The sequence below is a fragment of the Variovorax sp. OK605 genome (genome assembly GCF_900115445.1).
Classification (GTDB): Bacteria; Pseudomonadota; Gammaproteobacteria; order Burkholderiales; family Burkholderiaceae_C; genus Variovorax.
Map to the genome: position 1 here is coordinate 181,720 of NZ_FOWL01000005.1, position 14,686 is coordinate 196,405.

At 69.6% G+C, this 14,686-nt stretch carries 14 protein-coding genes; 9 read left to right on the top strand and 5 right to left on the bottom strand.

The window, feature by feature from the left end; all coding sequences use genetic code 11:
* Positions 1–48: 48 nt before the first annotated feature.
* Positions 49–477, bottom strand: a complete 429-nt coding sequence (locus BM013_RS15140) for a CBS domain-containing protein (protein WP_093128378.1) — start codon at positions 475–477, stop codon at positions 49–51.
* 157 nt (positions 478–634) lie between these two features.
* Positions 635–1,240, bottom strand: a complete 606-nt coding sequence (locus BM013_RS15145) for a cell envelope protein SmpA (protein WP_093128380.1) — start codon at positions 1,238–1,240, stop codon at positions 635–637.
* 218 nt (positions 1,241–1,458) lie between these two features.
* Between BM013_RS15145 and ylqF the strand changes: the two genes are divergently transcribed.
* Positions 1,459–2,442: a ribosome biogenesis GTPase YlqF gene (ylqF, locus tag BM013_RS15150; protein WP_093128381.1), complete on the top strand. Its 984-nt coding sequence runs from the start codon at positions 1,459–1,461 to the stop codon at positions 2,440–2,442.
* A 13-nt stretch (positions 2,443–2,455) separates the two neighbouring features.
* Here ylqF and BM013_RS41225 read toward each other — a convergent pair whose 3' ends face one another.
* Positions 2,456–3,322 carry a hypothetical protein gene (locus BM013_RS41225; protein ID WP_177225476.1) on the bottom strand — a complete coding sequence of 289 codons (867 nt, stop codon included), beginning with the start codon at positions 3,320–3,322 and terminating at the stop codon, positions 2,456–2,458.
* Positions 3,323–3,483: 161 nt separating this feature from the next.
* On the opposite strand from BM013_RS41225, the gene BM013_RS15160 reads away from it, so the two are divergent.
* The 7 genes from BM013_RS15160 (at position 3,484) to BM013_RS15190 (ending at position 11,389) form a co-directional block, all read left to right on the top strand.
* Positions 3,484–4,605: a suppressor of fused domain protein gene (locus tag BM013_RS15160; protein WP_093128384.1), complete on the top strand. Its 1,122-nt coding sequence runs from the start codon at positions 3,484–3,486 to the stop codon at positions 4,603–4,605.
* 32 nt (positions 4,606–4,637) lie between these two features.
* Positions 4,638–5,099 (top strand): Fur family transcriptional regulator, encoded by a 462-nt coding sequence (locus BM013_RS15165; protein ID WP_093128386.1) that lies wholly within the window; start codon positions 4,638–4,640, stop codon positions 5,097–5,099.
* Positions 5,100–5,240: 141 nt separating this feature from the next.
* On the top strand, positions 5,241–5,390 hold the full coding sequence (gene ykgO / locus BM013_RS15170) for a type B 50S ribosomal protein L36 (RefSeq protein WP_093128387.1): 150 nt from the start codon (positions 5,241–5,243) through the stop codon (positions 5,388–5,390).
* 140 nt (positions 5,391–5,530) lie between these two features.
* The gene (locus BM013_RS15175) at positions 5,531–6,238 is read left to right on the top strand and encodes an ABC transporter ATP-binding protein (protein WP_093128389.1); all 708 of its coding nucleotides are present in this window, start codon (positions 5,531–5,533) and stop codon (positions 6,236–6,238) included.
* Position 6,239: 1 nt separating this feature from the next.
* A complete protein-coding gene (locus BM013_RS15180; RefSeq protein WP_177206429.1) occupies positions 6,240–7,640 on the top strand; it encodes an ABC transporter permease subunit in 1,401 nt (466 codons plus the stop codon).
* Positions 7,641–7,660: 20 nt separating this feature from the next.
* Positions 7,661–9,166 (top strand): ABC transporter permease subunit, encoded by a 1,506-nt coding sequence (locus BM013_RS15185; protein ID WP_256221514.1) that lies wholly within the window; start codon positions 7,661–7,663, stop codon positions 9,164–9,166.
* Between the two features lie 42 nt (positions 9,167–9,208).
* Entirely contained in the window at positions 9,209–11,389 is a 2,181-nt protein-coding gene (locus BM013_RS15190; RefSeq protein ID WP_093128391.1) for a TonB-dependent receptor, read from the top strand.
* 10 nt (positions 11,390–11,399) lie between these two features.
* Here the strand turns inward: BM013_RS15190 and BM013_RS15195 are convergent, their stop codons facing one another.
* On the bottom strand, positions 11,400–12,734 hold the full coding sequence (locus BM013_RS15195; RefSeq protein ID WP_093128392.1) for a WD40 repeat domain-containing protein: 1,335 nt from the start codon (positions 12,732–12,734) through the stop codon (positions 11,400–11,402).
* 170 nt (positions 12,735–12,904) lie between these two features.
* Here BM013_RS15195 and BM013_RS15200 point away from each other — a divergent pair, with 170 nt between their 5' ends.
* Positions 12,905–13,342, top strand: coding sequence for a PaaI family thioesterase (locus tag BM013_RS15200; protein ID WP_093128394.1), 438 nt, complete (start codon positions 12,905–12,907; stop codon positions 13,340–13,342).
* Here the strand turns inward: BM013_RS15200 and BM013_RS15205 are convergent.
* Positions 13,263–14,522: an acyltransferase family protein gene (locus BM013_RS15205; RefSeq protein ID WP_093128395.1), complete on the bottom strand. Its 1,260-nt coding sequence runs from the start codon at positions 14,520–14,522 to the stop codon at positions 13,263–13,265. The two genes, BM013_RS15200 and BM013_RS15205, sit on opposite strands and share 80 nt — an antisense overlap.
* Positions 14,523–14,686: the final 164 nt, after the last annotated feature.

The window sequence follows — 14,686 nt, forward strand, 5'->3', positions numbered from 1 at the left end:
TATTCCCTACCCATGCGCCGGGCAGGGTCCGCAATGCGGCGGATTTGCTCAGCTCTGGATGTACGTGGTCAACTGCTCGATGGTGGCCTCGTGGTCCGAGATGATGTCGTCCATCAAGTCCTGGATGGAGATCATGCCCACCACCTTGTCGCCGTCGACCACCGGCAGGTGGCGGAACTTGCGCTGGCTCATGAGCGTCATGCAGGCGCGCGTGCGGGTCTGCGGGGTGACGGTCATGACGTCGGGCGTCATGATCTCGCGCACCTTCACTTCCTTGGAGTTCTTGCCCTGCAGCGCCACCTTGCGGGTGTAGTCGCGCTCCGAGAGAAAGCCCACGAGCCTGTCTCCGTCCATCACCATCAGCGCGCCCACCTCGAAGCGCGCCAGCGTGGACAGCGCGTCGAACACGCTGGTGTCGGGGGAGGTGCGCCATGCTGCGGAATCATGGCGCTTGAGCAGTTCGGAGACGGGTTTCATCGCGGGTCACTCCATCAAAGGGTTGTCGATTCGACCGACGCTCGGGCGCCGCACTCGGTCAAATGATAGGGGCGATACCGTGCGGAATGCCCCTTCGCGATGCAAAAGCTTCTAGGGGATTGCGCCTGTGTGCAACACGGGCGCAATGCGCGAGAACTTAAGGCTGGGCTGGTGCGGCGAGCACGCGGCTCAGCGCCACCGGGTCGCCCACCACGGTCTTCACGAGGCCCTTGTCGTCGAAGCTCACCTGGAACTCCGACCAGCTGTCGCGCCAGTAGCGCCACACGGGCGCGTCCAGGCTCGGGTTCTCGCTGGCCACGGGGTAGCCGATGGCCATCAGCACCTGTTCGCGCGTCATGCCGGGCATCACCTTCACGCCCAGGATGGCCTCGCGCACCGCGGGCGCGAACGCCGCCATCTTCTGCTTCGGGTCTTCGGTGACCACGTAGCGTTGTGCGAACGCGGGCAACGTGATGTTGCGGCTGTAGTCGTTCTTGATGCGCTGCGGCTTGCCCGCGAGGTCGGCGTCGAACCAGCGGAAGTCGTACGCCGTGATCCGCGCCGGCGTGCCCACCGCCACGATGCGCGTGCCCTGCTCGTCGTAGTTGATGTCGCTGATCGAGCTGCCGTAGGTGCGCATGTTGCAGCACAGGTAGCCGTTGATCAGGGGGCCGGCCGGCGGCGTGGGCCGCTGGGCATGGGCGACGGTGGCGGACACGGCGGTGACTGCCAGCAGGGCGGCAGCGGCAAGGCGCTTGGACATGGATTTCCCCTCGAATGTTTATTGGAATGGCTGCGCGGGCAGCGCGCGGATTCTAGGATCGAAGCGGCCGCGAACAAAGGCAGAATGCCCGTTTCCAGCTATCGAAAACGTAGCGCGCAGGTCCTGTTCAGGTAGCGGGGCCACAATGCGCACCCGGCCTCCCCGCGAGGCCGCCCCCGATTCCCCAGACAGCGCAAGAGCAGAAAGAGCACCCACCGATGGCGATCCAGTGGTTCCCCGGTCACATGTATTCGACCCAGAAGGCCATCACCGAGCGGGTGAAGGACATCGACGTGGTCATCGAGCTGCTCGACGCGCGCCTGCCCGGCTCCAGCGCCAACCCGATGCTGGCCGAGCTCACGGCCGGCCGCCCGACGCTGAAGGTGCTCAACAAGCAGGACCTGGCCGACCCCGAGCGCACCGCGCGCTGGCTCGCGCACTACAACGCGCAGCCCGACACGCGCGCCATCGGCCTGGACGCCAGCCTGACCACGCCCGCCCAGCAGCTCGTGAAGGGCTGCCACCAGCTCTCGCCCAACCGCGGCGGCATGGCCAAGCCGATGCGCGTGCTGATCTGCGGCATTCCGAACGTGGGCAAGTCCACGCTGATCAACACGCTCATCGGCGGGCGCAAGGCCAAGACCGGCGACGAAGCCGGCATCACCAAGCTCGAGCAGCGCATCACGCTGGCCGACGACTTCTACCTGTGGGACACGCCCGGCATGCTGTGGCCGCGCATCATCGTGCCCAAGAGCGGCTACAACCTGGCCGCCAGCGGCGCGGTGGGCCGCAACGCCTTCGACGAGGAAGAGGTGGCGCTCGAGCTGCTCGACTACCTCAAGTCCAACTACGCCGCCGGCATTGCGGCGCGCTTCAAGCTGGTGGAGCTCGACGCGCAGACCATGGCCGGCATGAAGGACGAGGACCTGCTCGACACCATCGGCCGCAAGCGCGGCGCGCTGCTGGGCAAGGGCAAGGTCAACCTGCAGAAGGCGGCCGAAATCGTCATGCACGAGTTCCGCGCGGGCAACCTCGGGCGCGTGACGCTCGAGACGCCCGAAGAGTTCGCGCAGTGGCTGGCCGACGGGCAGCGCGCCGACGCCGAGCGCGCGGCGAAGAAGGCCGCGCGCAAGAAGAAGCCGGGCAGCAAGTCGGATGGCAAGCCGGCAGGTGAGCCCGCAGAGGACGCCGGCGCAGCCTGAACAGGGCCGCGCTTCAGTCCAGCGCGAACAGCGCCGCCGCGGCCTCGTTCAGCGCCGCGGTGCGCCGCGAATCCGGGTGCGGCCCGGCCGCCGCCAGCGCCCGCTGGTACATCGCGATGCGCGTGGCCGACACCGGCCGGCACAGCGGGCGCCCCACGGTCTGCGACAGCCCGCGCTCGGGCACCACGTAGCGCCCCGGCCCCAGCCGCGCGAAGCGGATGTAGGCCTGCAGCGCGTAGAGCATGTCGGCATGCAGGGCGTCCATGCGCTTCTCGGCATCGGCGCCGATCTGCGCGTAGCCCTTCGCGTCCTTCGTGACCTTCAGGCCCAGGATGTCGGCCATGTCGATCTGGTAGTGCGTGAAGTCGCCGTAGGGGCGCTTGCAGTCGATCATGAAGGTGCGCCAGTTCGCGTGCTGCAGCAGCCGGATGTGCTCGGCGCTCACGTCGAAGGCGTCGCGTTTGGCGAACGGCGGCAGGAAGCCGTAGTGGCCGGGCGCGAAGCTGGCGTGCAGGAAGAAGGCGGCGGTGACCTTCACGAAGCGGTCGAACACCGGCGAGGCCGTCGAGCCGCCGCCGTCGAGCGCGTCGCCGAACTGCTCGAGCGACAGGTCGGGCGGAACGATGGCGGGCGCGCCCGATTCGCAGGGAATCCATTCGGCCGTGCTGCGGCGGAACCAGTCGATGTCGTCCTGCGTGATGGCAATGCTGCCGGGGGCGGGCGGCGCGGCGGCTTCGGGGGTGGTCGAAGCCGAAGAAGCCGCCGAAGCCGCCGAGGATGCGGGTGTGCTGCGTTGCCCGCAGCCCGAGGCAGCGAGCAGGGCGGAGGCCGCGCAGGCGGCCGAGAAGGCCAGTGCGCCTCGCCGATGGATCCGTCTCACGTTCTTTTCTCCCATGGGTAAGCAGTCGATCGGGCTCCCGAGGATGCCATGCGGGCCTGACGCCCGCCTGAGGACATGGCGCACAAGGAAGGACATTCGCGGCGTGTAGGCTCGTGCGTTCATTTCATTGCCCAATACATCGCAACATTGCCAGGAGCCGCATGACCGAAGCCACGCCAGACCTGCCCGGAGCCAGCGCCGACACCGATGCCGACGAAGACCTTTCCCCGGGCTGGGATGCCATCAGCGCCGCGCTCGACCGCCTGTACCCCGGACAAGAACCAAAGCACTACGGCACGCTCGTCAAGTGGATGCTCGGCGGCCCCGACCCGCTCGACGGCGTGAGCGCGTGGAAGCGCATGGCGCCCGTGCCGCACTGGCATTTCGTGACCTACGGGCTCAGCGAGCTGTACGCCAAGGAGTCGGACGACGCGGACACCAGCGGCTACGGCTTCGAGCTGACCTTCCGCCTGGCCTGCGCGCCCGACGAACCCGCCGATGCCGAGCCGCCGGCCTGGGCCGTCAACTTTCTGCAGAATCTCGCGCGCTACGTGTTCAAGAGCGGCAACGTGTTCGACGACGGCCACTGGATGACCGCCAACGGCCCCATCGCGCTGGAGCGCGACACGCTGATCTGCTCCATGGGCTTCGCCTTCGACCCCGAGCTGCCAGCCATCGACACGCCCAACGGCCGCATGAGCTTCCTCCAGGTGGTCGGCCTCACGGTCGACGAGGAGCGCGCCGCCAAGCAGTGGCAGACACGCCAGCTGCTCGACGCGCTGCTGCCGAAGATGCCGCTGTGGGTGACCGACCTGGCGCGGCCCTCGCTGCTCGACGACGCCGAAGTGCGCGCGCAGGTGGACGCCGGCGCGCAGCGCGACGGTTCCTCCAGCGGCTACCTGTTCACCGACGTGCTGGGCTGGAAGGTGCACAAGCGGCTGCTGCGTTCGCCCATCACCGAGATCACGCTCGGCGCGCGGCAGGTCGGCGAACTTGCCACGCTGCTGCCGCTGCGTCTGCCGTTCGGGCGCGGCTTCCGGCTGGCCGGGCGCGAGAGCTCGGTGCTTTTCGAACGCGCCGACGCCAACGGCGTGAGCGAGGGTGAAGAAGGCGAGGGCAGCCTCACGCTGCGCCTGAGCGACGACGCCGTGCGCGAACTGGCCCGCGCGCTGAAGCCGCTGGCGGGCACCTACACGCTCGACAGCCTGGACAACGTGCGCTGGCAGGTCCAGCAGACGACCATCAAGGACGCTGCCGGCAAGGTTGTCAGCACCATCGGCTGACCCGCTTCGGGGCAGCCCACTATCATCGAAAAATGCAACGTCTCACGCGCCAACGCAACGCCGTTTTCTCTGCTTTCAGCGACACCGGTCGCGTCCTGACCGCCCCGGAAATCCTGGCGCATGCGCGCGAGATCGTGCCCGAGATCAGCCTGTCGACCGTGTACCGGCAGGTGTCGCTGCTGCTGGCGGACGGCGAGATCGCCAAGGTCGAGCTGCCGGGCGAGCCGGCGCGCTACGAGGTGACCTGCAAGCCCGCCACGCAGGCGGACGGGCACAGGCAGTCCAAGCACGACGGACACGAGGCCGACCACCACCATCACTACTTCCATTGCGCGAGCTGCGGCCAGGTGTTCCTGCTGCACGCCTGCCCGGGCCCGATGACCGACCTCGTGCCCAAGGGCTTCCAGGTGAAGAGCCACGAGGTGACGCTGCACGGCCTGTGCGCAACCTGCGCCGATGCAGCGCCGAAGCGGAGTTCCTCGAAGGCGCATTGAGGAACCAGCGCGGCCGGCACCCCGTCGGCCGCCGAAAGCGCACGGCCAGCAGCCTGTCGGCCTTCATGTCGATCTTATTGAGAATGAATTCTCAATAACGTATAGTCGCGGGTCCCGAAACTCCGAGGCCCGTGTCCAGCCATGCAAGTCCTTTCCTCGCTCAAGGAAGCCAAGAAGCGCCACCGTGACTGCCAGGTGGTGACGCGGCGCGGCCGCACCTGCGTCATCTGCAAGTCGAACCCGCGCTTCAAGGCGCGCCAGGGCGGCGCGAAGAACAAGAACAAGCGCTGAGCCGAAGCGCCGGCCGGCGCGCGTTCCCCACGCACAGCGCCGGCTTTTTTCGACCTCACCACCACCACCGAACGAACGTCACGGCGCACCCGCGCCGGCGCAAGCCTGCGCGCGCCTTTTTTCCAACCTGGGTCTTCTCCATGCTCCGAGCCATCGGCCTCACCAAACAGTACGGCGCGCACACCGCGCTCGACCGCCTCGACCTCGACATCCGCGCCGGCGACATCTACTGCCTGCTGGGTGCCAACGGCGCGGGCAAGACGACCACCATCAACCTGTTCCTGAACTTCATCGCGCCGAGTGCCGGCACGGTCGAGATCAACGGCACCGACGTCACGCGCCACCCCGTGGCCACCAAGCAGGACGTGGCGTACATCCCCGAGCAGGTCACGCTGTACGGCACGCTGTCGGGGCTGGAGAACCTGCGCTTCTTCGCGGGCCTGGCGCTGGGCCATGAGCTGCCGCGCGAGCGCCTGCTCGCGCTGATGACCGAGGTGGGGCTCGACCACGCCGCGGCCGACAAGCGCGTGTCGGCGTACTCGAAGGGCATGCGCCAGAAGGTGTGGATCGCGGTGGCGCTGGCCAAGCAGGCCAAGGCGCTGCTGCTCGACGAACCCACCTCGGGGCTCGACCCGCACGCCGCCGCCGAGTTTTCCGACCTGCTGCGCCGCGCGGCCGACAACGGCGTGGCCGTGCTCACCACCACGCACGACCTGTTCCACGCGCAGCAGACGGCCACGCGCGTCGGGATCATGAAGCGCGGCCGGCTCGTCGAGAGCCTGGACGGCGAAGCGCAGATCGCGCGCACCGACCTGCAGTCGCTCTACCTGCAACACATGAGGGGCTGACATGCTGCAAGGCTGGATCGCAAGACGCGAATTTCTCGAACGCCTGCGCGACGGGCGCCTCTACTGGGCCGGCGGACTGGTCGTGGTGCTGCTGCTCACGGCGCTGGCCGTCGGCTGGGCGCACCAGCGCGACGCGCGCGCCGAGCAGCAGGCCGCGCAGGCCATGGACTACCGCGACTGGCTGCACCAGGACCGCCGCCACCCGCACGACGCCGCGCACCAGGGCATGCATGCCTTCAAGCCCGAGGCGGCGCTGGCCATGATCGACTCGGGCATCAACCCCTTCATCGGCAGCACCGTGTGGCTGCAGGCGCACCGCCAGAGCGAGGTGAAGTTCAACGCCGCGCAGGACGCGACCGGCCTGCAGCGCTTCGGCAACCTGTCGGTCGGCTGGATCCTGCAGGTGCTCGGGCCGCTGCTGGTGATCGTGCTGGGCTTCAACGCCTTCGCGGGCGAGCGCGAGCAGGGCATCCTGCGCCAGACGCTGAGCCTGGGCGTGTCGCCGCTGCGGCTGCTGGCCGGCAAGGCGCTGGCGCTCGCGGGCTCGCTCGGCGTGCTGCTGTTGCCGGCGGCCGTCGTCGCCGCCGTTGCGGTGACCGCCGGGGCGGGCGAGGGCGAGCGCATCGACGCGCTGCTGCGCTTCGGCGCGTGGTCGCTCGGCTACGCGGTGTACCTCGGCATCTTCGTGTTCCTGGTGCTCGGCGTGTCGGCCGCCTCGTCGACCTCGCGCATGGCGATCACCCTGCTGCTGGCGCTGTGGATCGCGCAGGCCGTGATGGCGCCGCGCGTGCTGTCCGAGCTGTCGCGCGCATGGTTCCCGAGTCCGACGCGGCTGCAGTTCAACCAGGCGCTGGGCGCGGAGCTCAAGGCCGTGTCCGACCGGACCTGGCAGAAGAACTTCGGCACCACCGAGCGCTGGGGCCGCGACGTGCCGCTGAGCAAGTGGGGCATTGCGCTGCGGCTGGACGACCAGGCCTCGTACCCCGTGTACGACCGCCACTACGGCCGCCTGTGGGACACGTGGGAGCAGCAGCAGAAGGTGCAGGAGTGGAGCGGCCTGCTGATGCCGCTGCTCGCGATCCGCAGCTTCTCGATGGGCATGGCGGGCACCGACTTCGCGCACCACCGCAGCTTCACCACGGCGGCCGAGCTGCACCGCCGCCACATCCAGGACCTGATGAGCGAAGACCTCGTGGCGCATGCCGACCCCATGGGCGACCGGCATTTCGCCTACCAGGCCGCGCCGGGCCTGTGGGCCTCCGTGCCGCCGTTCGACTACCACCCGCCGCGCGCGGCATGGGCGCTGCGCCACCAGGCGCGCAGCCTGGCCGTGCTGTGCGCGGGGCTGCTGCTGTCCATCGCGTTCGCGGCCGTCGCCACCGTGCGGCAGCGCGCGCTTTGACCGCCCGAGGAGACATGGCAATGAACGAATCCCCATCCCCATCCCAGTCCTGGTCCCGGTCCGCCTTGCCGCCGCAAGGCCGCCGCCTGCTGGCCGTGATGCGCCAGGAGTGCCGCCTGATGCTCGCCGAGCGCGCGCTGTGGGCCGTCGGTGCGCTCTTCGTGCTGCTGGTGGCCTATGCGCTGGGCAACGGCCTCGTGCAGACCGCCAGCCGCGATCGCGCGCAGGCCGCCGTCGCGCAGGCCGACCGCGACACCCGCGCCGCGCAGCGCGTGCTGCTCGAGGGCATCCTCGCGGGCACCGCGCAGCCCACGCCTTTCGAGAACCCGGCCGACCCCTCGCGCATGGCCAGCGGCTACGGCGGGCACCACGCCATCCTGCCGACCGCGCCGCTGGGCCCGGTCGCGCTGGGGCAGAGCGACCTGTACCCGAGCCAGTTCCAGGTCACGGGCCAGAGCCGCGTGGTGTTCATGAACCCCAGCGACATCGAGAGCCCGTGGCACCTGCTGAGCGGGCACTTCGACCTGGCCTTCGTCATCGTCTACCTGCTGCCGCTGCTGATCTTCGCGCTCAGCTACAACCTGCTGTCGGCCGAGCGCGAGAACGGCACCTTGCGGCTGCTGCTGTCGCAGCCGCTGCGCCTGCGCACGCTGCTCGCGGGCAAGCTCACGGTGCGCGCGGCGGTGCTGCTGGGGCCGGCGGTGCTGTTGCCGGTGGCGGTGCTGCTGGTCGCGCGGCAGGCGGGGCTTGCCGGCGCGTCGGGCGCCACGCTGTGGTGGGCGCTGCTGGTCGGAGCCTACGCGCTCTTCTGGTTCGCGCTGGTGGTGGCGGTGAACGCCTTCGGCGCCTCGTCGGCGACCAATGCCATGGTGCTGGTCATCGCATGGGTGCTGCTGGTGCTGGTCGCGCCGGTGCTGCTGAACCTGGCCGTGACGCAGGCCAGCCCCGCGCCGTCGCGCACCGAGCTGGCCACGCGCCAGCGCATCGTCACGGCCGAGGCCATGAAGAGGCATGCCGCCCTCATGAGCACCGACTACCAGCACGTCGGCCGTGGCGCGCTGCTGTTGCCGCGCGACGGCAAGATCGAGATCGCGGGGCGGCTGCTCGGCAACTACCTGATCGAGAAGGACGTCGACGACGCCATTCGCCCCGAACTCGACCGCTTCGACGTGCAGCAAGCGAAGCAGCAGGCGCTGCTGGGCCGCTTCAGCGCGGTGTCGCCCGCGGCCGTGGCCTACGAAGGCATGACGGCGCTGGCCGGCACGGGCAGCCGGCGGCAGGCGCGCTTCGAGGCGCAGACCGTGGCGCACCACGAGGCGTGGAAGCGCTTCTTCTTCCCGCGCATCGACGCGCGCGACGCGCTCGCGCCGGCGGACTTCGACCGCATTCCCGCCTTCGCATGGCAGGAGGAGCCGCCCGGCCTCGTGCGCGGGCAGGCCGCGTGGGCGGTGCTGCAGCTGCTGGCGCTCAGCCTCTTGCTGTTCGGCCTGGCCGCATGGCGCCTGCGCCGTTTTTCCGTCGCGTAGGCGGCCCCCCGTTTCTTTCGCACTTTCTCCTCAAGCAATCCCATGACCATGTTCATCCGCACGGCCATGGCGGTGGCCGCCGCCACCGCCTTCCAGGCGTCCTACGCACAAAGCAATGCCGAACTCGGCACCGTCACCGTCGAAGGCAGCCGCGACGCCAACAGCCTGCACCTGGAGGAGCCGAGCGGCACCGCGTCGCGCCTCGGACTGTCGGTGCGCGAGACGCCGGCCTCGGTCGAGATCCTGTCGCAGGACGCCATGCAGCAGCGCGGCGCGCGCACCTTCAGCGAAGCGCTGCGCGGCATGGCGGGCCTGTCGGGCGGCGGGCCGCCGTCCGCGCCCACCACCTTGTCGACGCGCGGCTTCAGCAACCTCATGTACCTGTACGACGGCGTGCGCGGCTCCGGCGCGGGCGTGACCAACCGCGTGCAGGACACCTGGAACTACGAGCGCATCGAAGTGCTGAAGGGCCCGGCCTCGGTGGTGGACGGCGAGGGCGCCATCGGCGGCGTCGTCAACTTCGTCACCAAGCGGCCCGACCGCGACAACCCGCACAAGGAGGCGCTGCTGTCGTACGGCAGCTACGGCGCCACGCGCGCGGCCTTCGGCTTCGGCGGCGCGCTGGGCGATGCCAGCGCCTACCGGCTCGACTACAGCCGCAACGACAGCAAGGTGGGCACCATCGACCGTAACGGCGAGCGCATCGACCACTTCACCAGCGGGTTGACGGTCGACTTCGGCGGCTCGGTGAAGCTGGATTTGTCCTTCGACTACCTGCGCGACGACAACCAGGCCTACTGGGGCACGCCGCTGGTGCCGGGCAGCTTCGCCACGCAGCCGACGAACGTGGTGCGCACGCCCGACGGCCGTGTGATCGACAAGCGCCTGGCGCGCAACAACTACAACGTGCCCGACGACGACAACAGCTCCGAGACCTACTGGCTGCGCGCGCGCCTCACGGGGCAGGCAGGCGGCGGCTGGTCGTGGCGCAACGAGTTCTCGGCCAACCGGTCGAACCGCGTGTTCCGCAACTCGGAGAGCGCGGTGTTCGTGGCGCCGGCCAACATCGCGCGCGACCAGACGCTCATCACGCACGACCAGGACTTCTGGCTCGACCGCTTCGACGCCACGCACAAGGGCACGCTTGCCGGCATGGACAACCGCTTCGTGGTGGGCGGCGAATACAGCGAGACGCGCTTCGGCAGCCAGCGCCGTTTTTCCGACAGCAGCGCGGCCACCGCGAGCCTGCTGCGCGTGCCGGTGTTCGGTGCCTACCTGGCGCCGTTCGACGACAACCCCGCGCTGAGCACGGGCGGCGGCAACCGCACCAACACCACGTCGAACGTGAAGGTCACGTCGGTGTTCGTGGAAGACGCGCTGAAGCCGCTGCGCAACCTCACGCTGGTGGGCGGCCTGCGGCACGACCGCACCGAGGTCGAGCGCGGCATTGCCGACCTCAACCTGGGCAGCTACACGCGCTTTGGCGCGAGCTACCGCGCAACCTCGGGGCGCATCGGCGCGGTGTACGACATCACGCCCCAGTCGAGCGTGTATGCGCAGTACACCAACGCCACGCTGCCGGTGAACTCGCTGTTCCTGCTGTCGGCCTCGAACGCGGCGTTCCCGATGTCGCGCGGCAGGCAGGCCGAGGTGGGCTTCAAGCAGAGCCTGCCCGCGGCCAACCTCGAGTGGACCGCGGCGGCCTACAGGATCGAGCTGGGCAACGTGCTCTCGCGCGACCCGAACAACCCCGCCAACACCGTGAACAACGGCAGCCAGTCGTCGCGTGGCATCGAGCTGTCAACCGTGTGGCGGCCCGCGCGCGAGTGGACGCTGGCCGGCAACCTGGCCGTGCTCGACGCGCGCTTCGACACGCTGGTGGAAGCGGGCAACGTCTCGCGCGTGGGCAAGACGCCGCCGAACGTGCCCGAGCGCGTGGCCAACGTGTTCGCCACCTACCGGCCCGACGGCTCGAAGTTCGAGTACTTCGCGTCGCTGAACCACACGGGGCCGATGTACACCGACAACGCCAACCAGATCCGCATCAACGGCTTCACCACGCTCGACGCGGCCGTGAGCTACCGCATGCGCAACACGCTGCTGAGCTTTCGCGTGCGCAACCTGACGGACAAGCTCTACGCCACCTGGGCCGGCCGCGCGACCAGCCAGGTGCTGCTGGCGCCGCGGCGCACCTTCGAGCTGTCGGCCAAGTTCGACTTCTAGAAGATCGGGCTCACCACAGCAGCGGGCCCTTGCTGTTCTTCCACAGCAGCCAGCGCCGCTGCTCGAAGTGCCCGCCCGTGCCGATCTGGCCGGGCACCTGGCGACCGGCGTCCAGCGCGATCACGCAGACGAAGCCGGCGCAGGTGGTCGCCACCAGCGTCTGGCCGTCGGCCGAGAGGTCGAGCGCGCCGACGGTCGAGCCGATGAAGTGCTGCCAGCGGGCCTGCCCGTCTTCACCGAACGCACGCAGGTAGCCGTGCGCGTCGCCGACGATGAACTCGTCGCCGCGATGCACGCCCGCGTACACGCGCGCGCCGTCCTCGAGCGTGGGCGTGCGCGGATCTTTCGCGTAGTACTCGGTGTCCAGGCCGGGCACGTCCTTCATCTGCACGCCCAGCGTGGCGCCGTTGTAGAAGTGGCAGGCGTTCAGCACGAGGCGGTCGCTGCGCTGGTTGAAGAGCGCGAAGTGCGGGTACTCGCCGACCGGGCCGATCTGCGCCTGCAGCTTCAGCGCCGCGTCGAACACCAGGTGCCGGCCGTCCTGCCCGCCGACGGCGATCCACTGGCCGTCGGGCGAGACGGCGCCGTGCTCCATCGACAGGTCGAGGCCGAAGTACTCGGGGTCGAAGTCTTCCTCGGCCAGTTGCTCCGCGAGCTCTTCCATGCGCGGCATCAGGCGGCGCGCGCCCTGCGCGGACAACACGAAGGTGCCCGAGGCACTGACCAGCAGCACGCGCTGCCCGTCGGGAAAGGGAACGAGCTGCGTCGGCTTGGGCGGCGCGGCGAAGCGGGGCGAGGCCACGCTGTCGGGCAAGGCGGGCAGATCTTCGAGACCGGTGGGCCACAGGCACAGCGCCGTGGTGGGGCCTTGCCAGCCGTCGGTGATGCGAACGCCATCGGCCTGCGCCACCGCGAAGAAGCGGCGCGCCGGGCAGCGGCCGAAGAATTCGATGCCCTCGACACGCTCGACCTTGTCGCCCGCGAGGCGCACCACGTGGCCGGCTTCGTGCGCGGCGCCGATGCGCGCGAGGATCGAGCCGTCGTCCAGCAGCGCGACCGTCGGGATGCTCTGGCCGTGCTGTTGGAGCCGCGGAATGAGCGGCTCGTGTGCCGGTGGCCAGTCTTCGCGGAACGCGGCGCGCGCGGCCTCGTCGGGCGCGGCGGCGTTGTGGGCCTTCAGTGCCGCGAGCAAGGGGGCGAGCAGGTGCGCGGTCTTCAGCATCTGCGGCTCCTCGCCCGCCGTGTTCCAGCCGTCGCGCAGGCCGGTTTCAACGTAGCGGTTCACGGCCTCCGCGTAGCTGGTGGTCTTGAGTTTCCATTCCTGTTGCGGCGTCAGATCGGTCATCGGGCCCTTCGTCGAAGTTGCATGGTGGCCGCAAAGTTTCGCATGCACGCGGCTGTCGCCAAGGCAACTGGCGGCGCGCGCTCGGTCACGCGCGCGACGACGAATGCGGTTGCCGCTTCTTAGAGTGGGCCGCATCGCTTCAACGCCGGAAAACTCCGGAACATACCGCCATGCTCCACACCATCCAGGCCATCAACAAGACCGCCGGCTTCAACCGCTGGGCCGGCTTCGAAGTCACCAGCGCCGCCAAGGGCGAGGCCGAACTGCGCATGGACTTCCGCGAGGAAGACATGGGCCAGTACGCCGGCTTCCTGCATGCGGGGCTGATCGGCGCGCTGCTCGACACGGTGAGCGGCTTCGCGGCCGCCACGGTGGCCGGCCGCGTGCTGGCGTCGCACTTTTCGGTGAACTGCATCTCGCCCGCCGTGGGCCGCGCGTTCGTGGCGCGCGGGCGCGTGGTGAAGGCGGGGCGCAAGCAGGTGTTCGCCACGGCGGAGCTCTACGCGCAGGCGGAGGGGGGCGGTGCGCTCAAGCTCGTGGCGACGGGGAACGCCATCCTGGTTCCGGTGGAAGAGGCTGCGGCAACGCCGGTGAAGGCGCCTGCCTGACCCGAAGACCTTTGAGGCCGAACAGCGGGCGCAGGATGCCGACCCGGCGGATCAGCCCGTCGGTCAGCAGCCAGCACCCGGCGAGCGTCAGCGCCACCAGCAGCACGGGCTCGGCGACCGGGCCGAGCGCCAGCGGTGCCAGCACGGTGATGCCCGCGACGATCAGCGTCTGGTGCAGCACGTACCACGGGTACACCGACTCGTTGGCCCAGCGCAGCCACGGCCATGGGCGGTTCAGGTGGCGGTGGCCGTGGCCCAGGATGGCCGCGACCGCCAGCCACAGGTAGAGCACGCGCAGCGTGTCCATCAGGAGGCCGGAGGCCGGCACTCTGGCGCCGGCGCGCAGCGCGAAGAACACCGCGATGACCGCCACGGCCAGCGCGAGCGACACGCGGCGCAGCCGCTCCAGTTCCCTCCACACGCCCGTGTCCACGCCCATCCAGTAGCCGTAGAGGAACAGCGTGAAGTAGAGGCTGTGCAGGTGGAAGTCGCGCACCAGGTTGTGCGTGGCCGGAAAGCGCGCGGCCAGCAGCAGGGTCCACAGCAGCAGCGGCACCACCGGCAGCACCAGCAGCTTCCAGCCGCGCAGGCCGTTGAAGGCGCGGCGCAGCCGTTGGCCGGCGGCCGAATTCCACAGCGGCAGCGTCAGGGCGACCAGCGCCGTGTACGTGAACAGGTAGGGCAGGTACCAGAGGTGGTTCCAGGTGATGCCGAACTCCGCGCCGTCGAAGGCCTGCCTGGGCCATGGCGCGCTCATCGACAGGTAGCGCAGCAGGAAGGCGCCGAAGCCCGGCGCGACGTGGCCGTTGGCCACGCCCTGCGCATAGGCCTGGTACGGCACGATCACCGCCATGCCGAAGGCCAGCGGCAACAGCAGCCGCAGCCCCCGGCTGCGCAACAGGCCCCAGGTGCCCTGGCCGCGGCTCAGGAAGCCGAGCGACACGCCCGAGATCAGGAACACCAGGTCCATGCGCCACAGGTTGAGCGCCACCATCGGCCACGGCAGCCATTCGGCGGCGTGCGGGCTCTTCAGGTGCCAGTGCCAGCCGGCCACGTAGTACATGCCCACGTGATAGAGGATGACGAACAGGAAAGCGAGCGCGCGCAGGGCGTCGATGTCGTGGCGGCGCTGGCCGGGGGTGGCGGTGGCGCTGGTGGTGGCAGTGGTGGTGGTGCTCATCGCAAGCTCCTCGAAGCAAAGAAGCCGCGATGCTCGGCCTGGCGCGGGCGGCGCGGCGCGGCCGGGGGATGGATCGCCCCCGGTTTGTGACGAGCGGTGGCCCGGAGGGACGAAAAAGCGCGAAAGCAGGCCGTCCCAGGGGCTGTTTTCGCGAGAATTCCCGC